The organism is Allocoleopsis sp. (assembly GCF_036703385.1).
Taxonomy (GTDB): Bacteria; Cyanobacteriota; Cyanobacteriia; order Cyanobacteriales; family Coleofasciculaceae; genus Allocoleopsis.
The window spans coordinates 1-15,739 of sequence record NZ_DATNPA010000680.1; the positions used below are offsets into that span (position 1 = coordinate 1).

Annotated in this window: 20 protein-coding genes and 2 pseudogenes; 8 read left to right on the plus strand and 14 right to left on the minus strand. The window is 44.9% G+C overall.

From position 1 onward, the window contains the following. A pseudogene (locus V6C93_RS32220) lies at positions 1 to 210 on the plus strand (hypothetical protein); the annotation flags it as partial. A gap of 210 nt (positions 211 to 420) precedes the next feature. On the opposite strand, the gene V6C93_RS32225 reads toward V6C93_RS32220, so the two are convergent. Both V6C93_RS32225 and V6C93_RS32230 read right to left on the minus strand, forming a co-directional pair. Beyond that, complete coding sequence (locus V6C93_RS32225) at positions 421 to 774, minus strand: hypothetical protein (protein WP_333480768.1); 354 nt, start codon at positions 772 to 774, stop codon at positions 421 to 423. A 24-nt stretch (positions 775 to 798) separates the two neighbouring features. Further along, a complete protein-coding gene (locus tag V6C93_RS32230; RefSeq protein ID WP_333480786.1) occupies positions 799 to 1,038 on the minus strand; it encodes a papain fold toxin domain-containing protein in 240 nt (79 codons plus the stop codon). Positions 1,039 to 1,328: 290 nt separating this feature from the next. Between V6C93_RS32230 and V6C93_RS32235 the strand changes: the two genes are divergently transcribed. Both V6C93_RS32235 and V6C93_RS32240 read left to right on the plus strand, forming a co-directional pair. Next, positions 1,329 to 1,565, plus strand: a complete 237-nt coding sequence (locus tag V6C93_RS32235; RefSeq protein ID WP_333480769.1) for a CsbD family protein — start codon at positions 1,329 to 1,331, stop codon at positions 1,563 to 1,565. 257 nt (positions 1,566 to 1,822) lie between these two features. Next, positions 1,823 to 2,287: a regulatory protein RecX gene (locus V6C93_RS32240; RefSeq protein ID WP_333480770.1), complete on the plus strand. Its 465-nt coding sequence runs from the start codon at positions 1,823 to 1,825 to the stop codon at positions 2,285 to 2,287. Positions 2,288 to 2,498: 211 nt separating this feature from the next. Here the strand turns inward: V6C93_RS32240 and V6C93_RS32245 are convergent, their stop codons facing one another. Then, positions 2,499 to 3,812, minus strand: a complete 1,314-nt coding sequence (locus tag V6C93_RS32245) for an aminopeptidase P N-terminal domain-containing protein (protein WP_349262903.1) — start codon at positions 3,810 to 3,812, stop codon at positions 2,499 to 2,501. 321 nt (positions 3,813 to 4,133) lie between these two features. Between V6C93_RS32245 and V6C93_RS32250 the strand changes: the two genes are divergently transcribed. Further along, positions 4,134 to 4,676 carry a peroxidase-related enzyme gene (locus V6C93_RS32250; protein ID WP_333480772.1) on the plus strand — a complete coding sequence of 181 codons (543 nt, stop codon included), beginning with the start codon at positions 4,134 to 4,136 and terminating at the stop codon, positions 4,674 to 4,676. A gap of 143 nt (positions 4,677 to 4,819) precedes the next feature. Further along, entirely contained in the window at positions 4,820 to 6,172 is a 1,353-nt protein-coding gene (locus tag V6C93_RS32255; protein ID WP_333480773.1) for an adenylate/guanylate cyclase domain-containing protein, read from the plus strand. A gap of 89 nt (positions 6,173 to 6,261) precedes the next feature. Here V6C93_RS32255 and V6C93_RS32260 read toward each other — a convergent pair whose 3' ends face one another. The 6 genes from V6C93_RS32260 to V6C93_RS32285 form a co-directional block, all read right to left on the minus strand. Further along, the gene (locus V6C93_RS32260; protein WP_349262904.1) at positions 6,262 to 7,041 is read right to left on the minus strand and encodes an MBL fold metallo-hydrolase; all 780 of its coding nucleotides are present in this window, start codon (positions 7,039 to 7,041) and stop codon (positions 6,262 to 6,264) included. A gap of 121 nt (positions 7,042 to 7,162) precedes the next feature. Next, on the minus strand, positions 7,163 to 8,422 hold the full coding sequence (locus tag V6C93_RS32265) for a transposase (RefSeq protein WP_333480775.1): 1,260 nt from the start codon (positions 8,420 to 8,422) through the stop codon (positions 7,163 to 7,165). A 336-nt stretch (positions 8,423 to 8,758) separates the two neighbouring features. After that, positions 8,759 to 9,376: an aminodeoxychorismate/anthranilate synthase component II gene (locus V6C93_RS32270; RefSeq protein ID WP_333480776.1), complete on the minus strand. Its 618-nt coding sequence runs from the start codon at positions 9,374 to 9,376 to the stop codon at positions 8,759 to 8,761. Between the two features lie 80 nt (positions 9,377 to 9,456). Continuing rightward, positions 9,457 to 9,972: a diacylglycerol kinase family protein gene (locus V6C93_RS32275; RefSeq protein WP_333480777.1), complete on the minus strand. Its 516-nt coding sequence runs from the start codon at positions 9,970 to 9,972 to the stop codon at positions 9,457 to 9,459. Positions 9,973 to 10,025: 53 nt separating this feature from the next. After that, positions 10,026 to 10,547, minus strand: a complete 522-nt coding sequence (gene ybeY, locus V6C93_RS32280) for an rRNA maturation RNase YbeY (RefSeq protein WP_349262905.1) — start codon at positions 10,545 to 10,547, stop codon at positions 10,026 to 10,028. Between the two features lie 36 nt (positions 10,548 to 10,583). Then, complete coding sequence (locus V6C93_RS32285; RefSeq protein ID WP_333480779.1) at positions 10,584 to 10,799, minus strand: DUF3285 domain-containing protein; 216 nt, start codon at positions 10,797 to 10,799, stop codon at positions 10,584 to 10,586. 609 nt (positions 10,800 to 11,408) lie between these two features. Between V6C93_RS32285 and V6C93_RS32290 the strand changes: the two genes are divergently transcribed. Beyond that, positions 11,409 to 12,596: a PAS domain S-box protein gene (locus V6C93_RS32290; protein ID WP_333480780.1), complete on the plus strand. Its 1,188-nt coding sequence runs from the start codon at positions 11,409 to 11,411 to the stop codon at positions 12,594 to 12,596. A gap of 72 nt (positions 12,597 to 12,668) precedes the next feature. Next, positions 12,669 to 12,941, plus strand: a pseudogene (locus V6C93_RS38575) (zinc ribbon domain-containing protein); the annotation flags it as partial. 84 nt (positions 12,942 to 13,025) lie between these two features. On the opposite strand, the gene V6C93_RS32295 reads toward V6C93_RS38575, so the two are convergent. The 5 genes from V6C93_RS32295 to V6C93_RS32315 all read right to left on the minus strand — a co-directional run bounded on the left by V6C93_RS32295 (position 13,026) and on the right by V6C93_RS32315 (position 15,068). Continuing rightward, entirely contained in the window at positions 13,026 to 13,403 is a 378-nt protein-coding gene (locus tag V6C93_RS32295) for a DUF1816 domain-containing protein (protein WP_333480781.1), read from the minus strand. Between the two features lie 214 nt (positions 13,404 to 13,617). After that, on the minus strand, positions 13,618 to 13,863 hold the full coding sequence (locus V6C93_RS32300; RefSeq protein WP_333480782.1) for a DUF7219 family protein: 246 nt from the start codon (positions 13,861 to 13,863) through the stop codon (positions 13,618 to 13,620). Then, positions 13,850 to 14,086, minus strand: a complete 237-nt coding sequence (locus V6C93_RS32305) for a hypothetical protein (protein ID WP_333480783.1) — start codon at positions 14,084 to 14,086, stop codon at positions 13,850 to 13,852. Before V6C93_RS32305 ends, V6C93_RS32300 begins: the two co-directional genes overlap by 14 nt. 224 nt (positions 14,087 to 14,310) lie before the next feature. Then, positions 14,311 to 14,559 carry a hypothetical protein gene (locus V6C93_RS32310; protein WP_333480784.1) on the minus strand — a complete coding sequence of 83 codons (249 nt, stop codon included), beginning with the start codon at positions 14,557 to 14,559 and terminating at the stop codon, positions 14,311 to 14,313. A 263-nt stretch (positions 14,560 to 14,822) separates the two neighbouring features. After that, positions 14,823 to 15,068: a hypothetical protein gene (locus V6C93_RS32315; protein ID WP_333480785.1), complete on the minus strand. Its 246-nt coding sequence runs from the start codon at positions 15,066 to 15,068 to the stop codon at positions 14,823 to 14,825. A gap of 510 nt (positions 15,069 to 15,578) precedes the next feature. On the opposite strand from V6C93_RS32315, the gene V6C93_RS38580 reads away from it, so the two are divergent. Further along, positions 15,579 to 15,739, plus strand: a 161-nt coding sequence (locus V6C93_RS38580) for a BrnT family toxin (protein ID WP_349262906.1), incomplete at its 3' end; no start/stop codon positions are given.

A 15,739-nucleotide genomic window follows, 5' to 3' on the forward strand; every position in this document is an offset into this window, starting at 1 on the left:
CGATTAGGTAATCGGTTTGATTTGTCTGGGGAGGAGTTACAAATTTATCGTCCGGATGGAAGCAAGTTTTATTCCTACGTTGAGATTTGTCAGCTCTTAGAACAGGAAAAGCAACGAGCTGAACAAGCAGAGCAGCGAGTGGAAGAGATGGAGGCGTTGTTAAAGCAGTATCGCGATCGGTTTGGGGAGTTGCCGGAGTCAGAGGGGTAGTGCAAGAAAGTGCGATTAGAGGCAGGAGTTGTAAAGGAGGATATCGTACTAGGGTTTTACAGACCTGAAATAGTGGCTAGAACTGGGTTTTTGGTAGCTTAATAAGTTATCTACAAGCTTGACTCAAACAGCGCGATCGCTGGATAGAAGCAGAGAAAATGCGATCGCTCACCATCTACCAGAAGGCTCCCATCATCTCCACAGTTGCAGTCACGGCAAAATACTCTCAGTCTCAACCTGTTTCTCATCCTCTTTGAGACTTTTCTCTCGATTGATAAATTCTTCAAACAGATTAAAAAATCTATCTATTGCAGTGCGTTCATCTGCGGAATGAAAAAGCAAGATACTTGCCCATAATTGCCCTGTCTCAACATTGAATCTCTCCCGCATCCATTTCAGAAATTCTTGAAATTCAGACTCTTGTTTCGTCAGTGGTACGACAAGTTCACGTCTAGCATAATAATATCCATCTAAATATGCCTGAAGGCTAAAGATAGAATGCCTGCCCAGATACATTGCAGGCCTTTTTTTGATCTTTTGTAGTAATTCGTAGAAATTATCCATGTTTAACTCACTTAACACCTACACCTAAAAGTCAATTTCCGTTACCTGAAATTCTTCCCCTGCTTCCAGAATAGGTGAGTAGAGGTTCTGCATCCAAACAGAGCGAGGAATTCCTTCACAGTGAATATTGTCAAACACAATCTCCTGCTCATCTATTTCAAGAGCAATACCTTCATGATGACCTGTTGTGGCATTCAGTTCTCCAACACTATCATCATAAATGCGTCCGTACAGTGGATCTTGTGACCCTGTATCTAGCTTAATATGCCTTAGAAGATAGCGAGGGTGATTAGTCGTAAACCTTTTCTTTCCCTTACTCCCTTCAGCCTTTGACTTATACTGAGTTGCGGTCTAATGTAGAATTTAACAAACCACAGAGGCACAGAGCGCACCGAGGTAAGAGAAAGAGAGAGTTATACCTTTGAATGCAACTTGGTATTACTTTTAGCTACTTTAAAATCAACCCTTAGATAGAGGTAAAGATTGAGCTTCACTGTTATGTTAAGTGAGTCTCAACCCAGGATTGGGCAGCCAATCTCCCAACAGGGTGTGCCTTGAAAGAAAGGCAAATTTTTAGTATTTCCACAGAAAAGGAGTTCAACATGAGTCTAGAAAAGCGCGTGGAAGCAATTGCCAAAAACTTGGAAGGGAAAGTCCAAGAAACTGTTGGAGAGTTGACAGGCAACGAAAATCAAAAAAGAGAAGGCCAAATGAAGCAGGTGCAAGCTTCAGCCATGAATGTCCGTGAAGACCTTAAAGATAAGGCCAAGAAGATAATCGACAAAGCTTAAAAATCCGAGGCTGGGATGATTGCCTCAACGATAGAACATTAACCCATGCCTAGAAGTAGTCAATACCAGAGTCGCTGGTAAAGCAAGAGTCCCAAAGAACTTCAATTTACTTATTTTTCATCAACCTAGCACAGAACCCAGTCAGGGATGGCTGGGTTTTCGTTTTCTATTGGCTGAGTTTCTAAACAGGTTAGCTCTGAGTGTTTTTATTAAAATTGGAATAACAGCGATTTATTCTGAGTTATAAATTTAAGAAAATGACTTGTCTAGACTATTTCTATCAACTTTTATCCCGCCGAGACTACAGCGTTTATGAACTCACCAAGAAAGCGCGGGAAAAAGGATTTGAACAAGATGAAATTACTGAAGCGATTGAGGAAATTCAGAGTAAAGATTATCAATCTGACACACGTTTAGTCGAAAGCATGATTACTTCCTATCAGGGCAAATATGGAAAATCTATGATTAAGCGCAAATGCCGTGAAAAAGGAATTAATGCCGATGTATTTGAGGAAATCTGGGAGTCACAAATTGATGAAGAGCAAACAGGAGAATTGGATGATTTAAAGGCTAAAGTCATGCGAAAGTACAAAATTGATGACTTTCTAGCCATCGAAGCGAAAACCAAAGCGAAGTTATGGAACTATCTTCAGTACAGGGGGTTTAATCCTAGTGAGGTGTTAATTCAATGGCAGAGGGAACAAGAAGAAGTGATTGAGTAATACCAATTGGCTTTTTCAATGTCATCTTTCACCCCCCCCTGCCCCCCTTATTAAGGGGGGAGCCATGAGAAAATATGTGTCAAACTCAAACCCAAGTGGTATAACCGAAATCATCAACTACTCTCCTAGGAAAATAGAGGGAAGAGGCACGGAGAAGAGATATTCATCCAGTAGGGTGCGTTAAGAACAACGTGAAGCACCCTTCTCCCTTTTATCGTTTCATATCCTCAACGGATTTTGGTACTGCTGCCGTCAGCACCTCATGTCCCGACTCTGTGACTAAAACATCATCTTCAATCCGAATCCCTATACCGCGCCAACGGTGATCAATTTCCGGTTGACCTTCCGCCGGTTTAGCGTCAAGACCAATATACAGCCCAGGTTCCACTGTTACTACATGACCGGGTTGTAACGTTTGCCAGTTCTCGCCATGCTTATAAACACCCGCATCGTGAACATCTAACCCCAGCCAGTGTCCGGTACGGTGCATGTAGAACGGTTTGTACTTCTCTTCTTTGATGATTTCTTCAATATCACCAGCAAGGAGTTCCAAATCCATCAACCCTTCAACTAATACTCGCACGGCGGTATCATGAAATAAATTGTAGGGGTTGCCGGGTTGCACTTGCGCGATCGCTGCCAACTGCGCCTTCAAAACCAGCTCATACAGGATTTTTTGCTCTGGGGTAAAGCGGCTGCCTACCGGGAAAGTACGAGTAATATCTGCGTTGTAGTACCCATAGGAACAACCTGCATCAATTAGCAGTAAGTCATTATCTTGCATCTGCCGATTATTCTCGATGTAGTGCAAAATACAACTATTAATCCCCGACGCCACAATCGAGGGATAGGCCGGCCCCAAGGCACCCCGCAAGCGAAAAATGTGTTCTAACTCAGCCTGGACTTCATACTCATAGCGTCCGGGTTGGGTAAATTCCCGTGCGTGGTTGTGGGCTTCAACCGAAATTTCCACCGCTTTCCGCATCATCTCCAACTCTGTTGGGCTTTTAACCAAACGCATGGCATGGAGAATGGGATGGGTGGATTCAATCGCAATCGGGCCGGTGCCGCGCTTGGGATAGGTTGCCATCAACCGTTGCCAGTGGCTGATAATACAATCGTTGAACTTGCGATCGCGTCCTAAGTGATAATAAATGCGATCGGCTTTTTCTAAATACTTGGGTAACTTTTCATCCAGTTCCGCGATGGGATAGGCTTCATTTGCACCGTATTTTTCCTTGGCGGCGTCCACCCCCGTCCGATAACCTGTCCAGACTTCTTTGTCCCATTCTTTGGGTTGAACAAATAGGATATATCGATGTTCTTCATGATGCGGCGCGAGTACTGCCACCGCTTCGGGTTCATTGAACCCTGTCAGATAAAAGAAGTCGCTGTCTTGTCGAAAGGCGTATTCCACATCATTGTGCATCACCGCAACTGGGGCACTGCGAAAAATCGCGGTACCATTGCCAATCTTAGCCATCAACTGTTCGCGGCGCTCTGTGTACTCGGTTTGCCCAATCATATCGGTTTTCACTAAGTTGCGGTGCTTTAACGCTTATCTTGTGATTTTAACGACTTAAGTCAATTCACTGGACAAGGTCTGCCAGAGTTATTATTTTGATGCTTTAAGGGGTTGCCTTTTTCAGGTGAGTTTGGTTGTCGCGACAAGGGTGCATCACCAGGTATTTTACTGAAACCCTACAGGCATTTTACTGAAAGTTCAGAGATTTAGAACTTCTATCACTCCTGAGTGAGGTGCAGATCCGCCCAAATCAGGTGTCATCTACCCACATCCATTTGCACAATAAATTTGTATCCACATTTATTAAGCTAAGAACTAGCAATGGCACATTTTCCTATCCAAGACTATGACCAAGTAACCCATCCCAAGATCAAGGCTGTATATGAGGAAATTCGCACAGAACTGGGATTTGGCATGGTTCCAAATTTGTTCAAGTCGATGGTGAGCAACCCTGACTTTTTAGAAGCCAGTTGGAAAAAATTTCGCTCAATCATCCTCCAGGGGGATGTGCCCCGCACGATTAAGGAAATGATTGGTGTAGCAATTTCCCAAGCCAATCAGAGTCAGTATGCTCTCCAAGTCCACCTGCATGGATTATCCGCGCTGGGGATTAGTGAAGAAGTGCTTCAGATGCTGGTTGCAGACTTTGACAACTGTCCACTGCCAGAACGAGAAAAAGCAGTGATTCGCTTTGGGCTACTGGCGGCTACTAAACCGCAGCATTTAACGGATGCTCATTACCAGCAACTGGAAGAGTTGGGGCTAGACTCATCAGAAATCTTTGAACTGATTATGACGGCGAACTTATTTACAGAAGTTAATCAATACACGGATGCGATCGCATTAGAAATTGACCAGTTATAAACGAGCTTGCCATACTTGAGCCATAAGCTTATAAAAAGAGTCACCCAACAGCCCAATCTCCAATTCTTCGCCTCCCTTGTTCCTTCTCCGTTGATTGAGCGGAGTTCTTCTGTTCAAGATAGGGACTTCCCGGATTTGCTTTGATGAGTTCTAACCCCTTTTCAATTAATGACGAAAGGCTCGAAGCTCAAGATCGGGAACAACTCATCGAGACAACCCGACACCTGATCACCGAGGTTCAAGCGTTATCAATACGCATTGCGGCGGTTAATGAAGTTGCTAATGCCCTTAATCGCGCCCTAAATTTAGATGAAATTTTGCGAATCGTAGGCAAGCAAGCCAAATGGTTGCTCGACTTTAAACACTGTAGTATTTGTCTGCAAAACTATGACGGTTCTTACCGCCTCATCAAGCTATTTGGCCCTGAAGTAGAGTATAACGCCTGTGATTTCCTACAGGACAAAGCGATTGGTCGCGCCTTGAAAACAGGACAGCCCCAGCTCAATCCTCAGGATTCTACCAACACATTCCTTGCCGCCTACCCCTCGCAGATTATTCTTGCCCTGGAAAGCGAAAATCAAATTCTGGGTTCGCTTAACTTTGCTACAACATCTGAAAACACCTACACTCAAGAAGATTTACGCATTGGTCACTTACTCGCCGTGCAAGTCTCAACAGCTATCCGAAACGCCAAGCGCTTTGAGGATATGAATCGACTGTTGGAGGAGATGAATAAACTCTACTCCGAATTAGAACAGGAAAGGCGTAAGTCGGACAGATTGCTTTTGAATACGCTTCCTCAGAAGATTGCTGAGGAACTCAAGCAAACGGGTAAAGTGAAACCTGTTCATTATGAGTCAGCTTCCATTTTATTTACGGATTTCAAGGACTTCACCCTACTCGCGGAACAACTAACTCCTGAAGAGTTAGTCAGTGAACTGGATTATTGCTTTTCGTTCTTTGATATGGTTGCTGAAACCCACAAGTTGGAAAAATTGAAAACTACCGGTGACAGTTATATGTGTGTTGGTGGAATTCCTACCCCTACACCCACCCATGCTATTGATGCTGTCCTCGCTGCTTTACAAATTAAAGCTTTTATGGGTTGGCGAAGATATGAAAAAATGCAAAAGCAACAACCCTTCTGGGAAATCCGATTAGGCATTCACTCCGGACCCTTACTCGCTGGTGTCATTGGTCAGAAAAAATTTTCTTACGATGTGTGGGGAGATGCCGTGAATACAGCCGCCCGATTAGAATCATCCAGCCTTCCGGGTTGTATTAATATCTCTAAGTCAACCTATGAGTTGGTGAAAGATTTTTTTGACTGTGATTATCGCGGTAAAATTGCCGCCAAAAACAAGGGAAATATTGATATGTATTTTGTCAATGGGATTAAAAAAAATTTGGCTCTCGATCCATTAGGTCTATTACCTAATGATGAATTTAATGTGCTTTATTCAGAAAAATATCAAAGATTGTACTCTTCTCGGTAATTGAGAGGGGCAACCACGGGGGATTGCCCCTACCATTAATTGAACTTCCGCTTTAGCGTAGTACAGGGTGAGGCTTCTTGCGGATTCACCTAAAATTTGTAACTCAGCAATTGAATCACAGAGCCGTTCCCAGGCAAATCGGATGCATTGAGAGCGATCGCATTGCTGTTGGCGCGACGCACGGTCATTCCATCCATCAAGGTTAAGAACTCATCCACCGAGGCAATATCACAGCTTGAGGCATCGGCGGCTTGGGTACGGTACTGAGTGGGAATTATCACTTTGGGATTGAGCTCACTAATGGCCTGCTTGGCTTCTTGAGGATTGTAAGCTTTAGCACCACCGCCTACTGGAATCAGCGCCAGATCGGGACGCCCAATCAAGATTTTCTGCTCGATCTCAATCGGTGCGGCAGCGCCTCCTAAATGCAGAATCTTCATGCCGCCTTGAGTCCATAGCCAAGCAACATTGCTACCAAAGCGGCGTCCCTTCATGCGATCGTGAGCGATACTAATTCCCTGTAATTGCAGGCCACCTACCTTATAAGCGCCCGGTTCATAGAGGATTCGAGGATCGCCTGGTAGCCCTTCGATATCTCCTTCATCTAGCAACTGGCTACTGATGAGTACCAAATCAGCCGCTACTTTCGGTGAGCGATACCCAGCGGTACAGCCTATTTTACGAAAGGGATTGACCAAAATTCGCAAACCACTTCCAGTAAACAAAAAGCAGCTATGCCCCAGCCATTGCACTGAAAGCCCACCCGTGGGTTTTTGTGCTAAAGATGAGCTAAATCCAGAAGCTATACCCGTTCCAAGCATTGTGAGCAGACTTGCACCTGCGTAGCGCATTAACTGTCGCCGTTTCATATTTTCTCGAACTAATTCCCCTATGATGACACTGAGTATAGAGGGAGGACTTTCAGCATCAAGGATGAAGTGTGACATCTCCAGACGCTGACCCTACGGGTACAGCGCTGGCTTCCAAAGCTCACGCCTTGGATTTCCTGGTTGTTCTCTTGCGAGATTGCGACACTTGCCTAGACTGACGTTCATCAGCCCCCGGTAGATCGTCTGCACAGGCTGTTTCCGTTCCGCTGTGCCCCAGCGTACTAATGAGTCTGATTCCTCTGTTTCTGATGTTTTGACATGCTGCCACATCCCTATCGGTTTGATACCCACAATGAGGACAGTCATGAACTCTAACCTTCAGGTCTTTTCTGACCTCACCACGACATTCGGGACACTCTTGAGAAGTCCCCCTAGCGTCAACTTCACTGAAGAACTTTCCACGCTTCCAACACACATACTTGACGATAGCTCTGAACTGACCAAAGGCTGCATCAAGCATATGTTTCCCAAAGATTCCCTTTGCGCTAGTCCGATAGTCTAAGTCTTCCATGAAGACCATATCACCGACATCGCAAAGGGCATGGGCTTGTTTGTAGTGAAAGTCCTTCCTCGTGTTGTCAATTTGGTGGTGAAGTCTGGCAACTTTCATACGCTGTTTCTCAGAGTTTTTCGACCGCTTCTTTCGTCTCGCCAATCTGCGTTGTAGCACTTTCAGCCGACTTTGCAGTTGTTTAAAAAACTTAGGAGGTTTTACGAGAACGCCATCACTGGTTGCCAAGAATTTCTCCAAACCTATATCAACCCCAATGGGATGACCATGTGGAGCTGGGTCGGGAACGCTAACATCACATTGCGCATAGATAGAGGCGTACCATTTATTGGCTTTCCTCAAGATTCGCACCTGTTTGACCACAAATCCTGCGGGGATGGGTCGATGCAAGTTGATGGGGATTGCGCCAATTTTGGGCAGCTTAACGTGCAAATTCGTTACTGGGTTCTCTTTGAATTGAGGAAACAGCAACGACTTGAACTGACCGTACTTCTTGAACCTGGGAAAACCAAATCCTCTCTCCTGGAAGTATTTCCAGCCGACGTGCAGTTGCTTAATCACTTGTTGGAGAACCTGAGAAGGAACTTCACTCAATCTAGGAAATTCCTTTTTGGCTTTGGGCAAGTTGTTAAGCTGTTGAATTTCACCGGGAAATTTCAGTTCAGGAGAGAGGATGTACTCTTTTTCAAGGGAGCATCTATCTATCAAGCACTTGCGACTATCGCACCAATCTTTTATCTCTCGCAATGCATAGTTAAATGCGCTACGACAGACTTCCATCCACTCAATGAGTGTTTGTTCTTGAGTAAAGTCTGGATAGATTCGGTAGCGGTGTGTAATCGTTAGCATTCCAGTATTATACCGCCTTTACTGGTTGCTGAACTGCTTTTAAATGTTAATTTAAGGGGCATCGTTAGCGTTAGCGTTAGCGAAGCGGAACGAAGTTCAGCTTGCGCGTTAGCACATACCCCTGAAATTAATCTGGGGGAGTTCATGTTGTTGCTGAGCTTGCCGAAGCATCCCGACGCTGAAGAGAACGGGTACAGCGCGGGTCTTACAGCTCCCCCAGACGCCCACGAGAAGATAAAGTGGGAAAGCTGCCTTACCCGATTCAAAAATTAGACAGGGCATTCAACCAAAGCGTATTCCTCTTTCATCTTTCAGACTGGGCTATGTCCCGCTTGGCTAATACACTGGATACTTTTTGGGCAACGCCGGAAGTGACTCTAGAAAGTTTTGCAACAATAGTTTCCCAGAAGACGTCAAAATACTCTCTGGATGAAATTGAACGCCTTCAATGTGTGGGTAGTTCCGGTGTCTGACCCCCATTATTGTGCCATCCTCAACCCAAGCAGTGATTTCCAGCACATCTGGACAGCTTTGGCGGTCAATCACCAAGCTATGGTACCGAGTCGCTGTGAAGGGATAGGCTAATCCTCGGAATACACCAACGCCAGTGTGATAGATTTCAGACGTCTTGCCATGCATCAATACGGGTGCTGAAACAATAGCCCCGCCAAAGATCTGTCCAATACTTTGATGACCCAAGCAAACTCCCAGAATTGGCAGCGTCGAACCGAGCTGACGAATCAATTCCAAAGAGATTCCAGCATCTTCAGGACGCCCTGGCCCCGGAGAAATCACAACTCCATCCGGCTGGAGAGCGGCTATTTGCTTGAGGTCGATTTTGTCGTTGCGGTAGACCTGAATTTCAGCGGCTACAGGTAATTCGGTACCTAGCTCTCCCAGGTACTGCACCAGGTTGTACGTAAAACTATCGTAGTTGTCAATAACAATGATCAAAAAGCTTACTCCTTCGAGCCGAGCAATGAGAACGCCTCGCTGATGCCTTCAACCGAAAGCCCTCGTTCGTCATTTTACGGCTAAAACGAAATGGATTGAATCCGAGTCAATAGCGGCGGCAGAATCAGCGCTACACCCACCAATAGAGATGCGATCGCCGAGACGAGAACAGCACCGGCAGCACAGTCTTTAGCAATTTTGGCAAGCTCATGGTAAGACTGCTTGACGGTTAAGTCAACAACCGACTCAATTGCTGTATTTAACAACTCCATCACCATCACTAAACCACTAGTCAGAGAAATCACAGCAATTTCCACAGCTTTTAACTGTAAAAAAACACCCAAGCCAATTGCCAAGGTGCCCATTATCGTGTGAATGCGAAAATTTCGTTGGGTCGTGAAGGCATATCGGACTCCAGTCCAGGCATATTTAAAACTAATGAATAAAGTGGGTGCAATCTGCCAAGCTAAGTCTCTTTTTCGCTTAACAACCGGATCGGAGTGGTTTGGCGTGGGCATTGACAGGTCTGGAGGTATAGACAGAGAGTGCGATGTGAGGCATTGGGAAGTAGAAGATTGAGCCTTTTGTAACACCATTGACTTTTAATTCCATCTCAGAGGGACACTGAAAGAGGGTAAACACACCATAGCTAACTAATTAGCTCCACTGTCTGAAGTAGGATTTCCTGCTGATTCAGCATTCCCCTTAAACTTTCTTCATCTGGATGATCCCAGCCCAGCAGATGTAGTAATCCGTGGGTAGCCAACCAGCCAAGTTCTGTTTGTAAGGAATGCCCTTGTTGTTGAGCCTGCCTTTCAGCGGTCTCGACAGAGATAACGAGATCACCCAGGTATAAAGGGAGAGACAACTGCATGAGAGTCGGCAGTTGAGGAGAGTTTACCTCCATTGCGGCGAAGGCTAGTACATCCGTAGGTTGATCTTTATGACGGTACTGAGCATTGAGTGCCTGAATCTCTGTATCGTCGGTGAGACGAAGGCTGAGTTCATAGGCATCAGCCTGGGGAAGATCAGATTGTAGGGTTTCTAACCATTGATGGAACCAACGTTCCCAGGTGTCCATCGAAATTGAACAGGAGAAAGGGTCTGCCTCGGTAGCGGTTGACCGGGCGGCTGTGGAAAAATAATCCTGCACGTTTACTTCGACTTGCACTTTAGTCATGTCTCCTAGGCTTTTCTCGCTAGGGGTCTAATGGGTGAGGTAGGCAAGACCAACAAGTATAGCCAAAAGCCCCACACTGGTCAGGAAAAAATGTTGTAGGGACTTACCCCGCTTGCGCACCATATTGCGCATGGCGAGTTTTACGTAACTGGGTTTAGGTTCGGTTGGGGTTGAACCCGATACAGTCGTAGATTCTTGCAGGCTCTGCTCAGGTTCGGTGGGCGGTGAAGATGGCTGGCTCATAAAAAAACAGCACGTTTAGCTCAAGAGGTTTTTTATGTTTCTAATGTAACAGTTCGCTTTACAATTGCAGCTCAATTATAGGCAGACCAACCGAGTTCTGGCAAAGGTTACCCAAGGCTTTAGAGGCATCCACAAAATAAATGAATCCCAGGTGAGAGCCGGCTCTCTAAGGAGAAGAGATGATTGCTGTACTCAACGATACAGCACTTCCTTATCTTTATAAGTGGAGGAAATGATTAAATAGGGTTGGGAAATGCTATCTAGAAAGAGTTTAAGTTTCTCGCCTTTCTATAGTATCTCGATCGCCAAGTGTCTCCCTACTTGCCACATTACTACCATCCCCTTTTCCGGCAACTTGTACTAAGCACAGCTAGATTCCCAATGAATCTTTTGGAGTTGTCTGTGTACGACATCGTACCGACTTAGTTGGCTGAGTTTTTTACGATTTAACTAGATTTACAGGTGGACTGGAAAATCTCTGGTCATGCTTTATATGCGATGAGAATTCCGTTTCTATTTTGATTCTCATCGTTTTTGCAGTGGTTAGCTTTGAGTCTGTTTTTTTATATAAAACTCAATATCTATCTAGAGGAGTATTGTCAGTTTAACATGAATGTAGAAATATTTGCTCAGAAAGTACAGTCACTCCACGGGCGTTTAGCTGAGCTGTACCAAGATGCGATCGCAATACAGCCCCAACCGCATTCGATACTGCCAGTAGCCTTCAAGGAACTCGGCATGGCTTCACAAACACTAGAGGTAGCCGCAGACAGACTGTGCCAGCAGACGGAGGAATTGGCTGTTGCACAACTACGACTCGAAGCAGAGCGCCAGCGCTACCAAGACCTGTTCGACTTCATGCCGGATGCTTACTTGGTGAGTGACTTGGAAGGAAAAATTCAGGAGGCTAACCGTGCCGCCGCCACACTGTTCAAAATAAATCAGTTATTCTTGGCAAACAAACTGTTAGTTAGTTTCATTCCACCCGAAGAACGTCCAGCTTTTCGTACCAAACTAACCCAGCTACGCGAGTGCGATCGCGTGCAGGAGTGGACAGTCTCCATGCAGCCGCGTCAGGGTCAGCCCTTTGACGCGGCTCTGACAGTAGCCCCTGTTTACGACGATGAGGGCAAGGTAGCCGCCTTGCGCTGGCTCGTGCGCAACATCACCGAGCGCAAGCGGGTTCAATTGGCGCTCTTAGGTCATGACTACGACCCTAGCCAGGATCGTTCAAGGCATTTTTATTCCAAAGGAGAGGTAATTTCCCTAGAACCCCAGAGCCTTTGGCTAGTCTGCAAAGGTCTGGTGAAGTTAAGCACAATGAGTGAAACTGGCGATGAAGTGCTTGTGGGGTTAGCAGGGCCATCAATGCCTTTTGGCTCTAGTTTGACTTCCCTGCCGACTTACCAGGCAACCGCCCTTTCGGCAGATGTCCAGTTAGTTTGCATTTCCCTCGAAGAAATCGCTGCTACCCCTCGTCTAACTCAAGCTCTTTTACCCAAAATAAGCGATCGTGTCCGCCAGACAGAATCGCTTTTAGCCATTGCTGGAAAGCGACAAGTGAAAGACCGCTTGTATTATCTCCTGCTGTGGTTGAAACAGGAATTTGGTCAAAAAGTGGCACAAGGTACTCGTTTGAGCGTTCGCCTCACGCACCAAGACCTTGCCGATGCTTGCTGCACCACCAGAGTGACGGTTACTCGATTACTCAGCAAGCTACAGCAACAAGGGAAAATTAAGCTTGACTCCCAGCATCACATCATTCTCAACTCGACTCTATGCCATCAAGCCGCTTGACCGAGAATTGGGAGTTTGGACAAAATAATTACGAGCGAAGCTAAACTTGGTTTGCTCAAACTTTGTGAGTCCGAATTATTCACTCAGTACAAAGCCGTTAAAGCAGGTGTGCCTGTTGAATCAGTGCCAGCCCCTGACACTAGCAAGTCCGATCATCGTAACGGAGTGATTGGCAAGCGTAATGGCTACTGGTTCAGGGAATTTAATGGGTATCGTTGTAATGCTAACTCGAATGCCTCGCAGAATATTGGTCAATGGCTTGGTTTTTCATGCCCTCTGCATCTTCAGGAAGCCGTAGCTGTAATGGCTGCGGTCGATACAGAGGGTGGGGTAAATGACATTCCCTTTACTAATGAAGCGTCTAAGCGGGCGGATTCATCCCCCGCTCAGACAACCGTTAGAATCCTCCGTCTTTTAAGCGGAGGAGTGTCAAGCGCTCATCCCTTGCAAACTAGGGCTGTCAACTTTATCCTTCCATTCATCTTCAAAAATCGTTAGCTCTTTTGGCTGACACTGTTTAATTTCGATAGCAATTAATTGGGGTCTTTCGCGTTCTAGGTCTTCAATGTAGCCGAGTTGAGAAACTTGAGCTTCTCTATGGCTAGCAAAAGGACCGAAGTAGTAGGTACAATCGGGCTTTTTGGTGATAATTTCGACCCACCAAGCTGTTCCTGTCTGCTCCAAATAAGAGGTAATCAACTCTCCAGTATTTTCTAAAAAATTGTTAAGTATTGCTTGGAACAGCTTGAAGCTGAATCTTGGATTAAGAGCTTTTAACCGTTGTTTTGGAGATGCTGTGTTGAGCATGATTATTTCCTATTTGTTAACAAATCTTTACCAGCCGGATGAATCTATATCAATGGGCAAAGATATCGAAACGTATTGATAAAAAGGGTTTTATTGTCTAGATATGGTATATCTGGATACAGTACGAGCGTGCAACTGTCTTTAGGTAGAGAAAGACTAGCGAAAAAGTTATCCTTGGTTAATAAACTTGGAAATTTCAATTTAAGCCAAAATGTCAGCTTCCACTAATTTCCAGCTGCTTTTTGGTACGCTTGAGCTGCTTCCACAATCCTTTAATCTGGTTGTAGGCTTCTTCTGGCGAGAGTTTGCCATTGGTTTCTAAGTTGCAAATGATGTTCGTTCGTTGCGCAAACTCCTGTAAATTGACATTAAAACTCAAATTCTCGGGTTTAACCTCACCGTAATAGCGGCTTTGTGGATAGATAAAGCTAGTTTTGTCGAATTGATTAGAATCTACCATTGTTGATAACCTCTGCGATCGCTATGGGGCACTCCTCTTCATCAACCAGGTACAGAGCTATATCCTTAAACCAGCCGAGTGAAATACCGCTGACTACTGTCTCAAGTTGGTATGCCTGAAAGGTGTTGATGTATTCCCAGCGATTAGAAACGACTCCATACAGTTTTACCCACTGTTCTGGGTGTAACGTTTTACACTGCTCTATAAAAATTTTTGCGCTCATCTTGATACAGTAATGCCGCTGTTGGCAAAAAAAGAGTTGTCTTCCCTAGGGAAGCCACGAAACTTGGTAGAACTTTCTCTCGTTGCTCTAAGCAATCTAGCAATTTTACCCATCTGTACCTGTATACCTAGAGATGGGAAATTGGGTGAATCTATCTTGTATAAATCAATACACTGGTTGGCCTGTATCCGAACCAGGCATGTGTACTAGCCTTTTCTAAAGGCTTATCCTAACTGGATGGGGCTGTAAACGGTTTCTCCATTGCCTCTAATTTCGATGGTTTGGATAAATTTCAACCGAGACGCAATTCGGTATAAATCTTCAGCAAACTGTTGCCGTAAAGATATTGCATCGTCGCGTAGGGGACAATCAACAATCAAATTTCCGTTCCTCAAGAGAATTGTTGAGAATCTGATCAGTTGCCGATAGCCGAGTCTACCATCACCGAGCAATCTTAGCTTAAGTGAATTCATGAGTATTCCTTCTCTTTACACTCTGACTTTTATAGAAATTTTGAATTGATGGATTACCCTCCTTCTTGGGGTGAGTTTTTAGCAAATTACAAATAGGCGACTTCATTTAATACATATTAATTTCCTCCTGTAACTAGGCACAGAGTGATAAGCTCCTATGAATACAAGAGTCGCCAATAACTCTCGTTTTATAGAAGCGGAAAACCCCCAGCAGTAAGCTGAGAGGTTTGTATTGCCCCTGTCATGTTAGCGAATTCTTCCGCTTAAGCGGCAAGAAATGGACTAGAAGAATGCAATTGATCGAATCTTTGGAGTTGTTCTCTCAATTCAAGCGGAAGGTAAGTCAAAGCAGTACCTTGCCACCCTTTTGTTTCTTGATATTGTAGAAGACCGCAGTAGGTATCTTCCTTGTGAATATGCCAACCAAAATTTGCTGGTATTATTTCGTAGCCAACCAGTGTTTCTTGTAGGTAGCTTGTGGTTAGATCGAGGTTGTCTTTGAGTTTCATGGTTGTTTATAAATTGCTCGTATGTTTAGAGAAAGTGAATATTTAGCTTGATAAATTAATAGTATTCTCGAAAAAAACTGATAACCGCTCTCTTGAGAATTATTACGTTAGTTCCTAAAGAAAGACATTTTGGTTAAGTGAGTAAGTATAAAGATACACATATAAAACTAGTGTACGGAGACGTACAGACGATTCAGTCTCAAGGTGATAAATTCTGCCTACATCAATAAAACTGATTAGGACAAACTCATCCCCGCTTGTATATTGCGGGGTGTTTTTCTAAGTATGCCCGCGAGGGCAGCCGTGAGCAGAAGCAGCGATCGCTTATATCGTTCAAGTATGTCTTGAGTGATCGCTTTAGCCTTACTCCCAGCAACTAAAGCAATGCAAGCTCCCTCTCGCACCAGCACCCATCAGGTGAAAATGGTAAGCGATCGCCTCGTACAACTTAGCTGCCTGTGAGTGACAGGCGATAATGGAACATAGCCTGCCTAGTGTTCATGAGCCTCTATGCAATTTGAGTGGGACGAAGCGAAGAATCTCGAAAACATCCGTAAACATCGGATTGACTTCGCAGATGTTCCTGATATGTTTGATGGTTCTATGCTGGTTGAGCTTGATGAGCGTACTGACTATGGCGAAGACCGTTGGATCGGAATCGGCTTTTTACG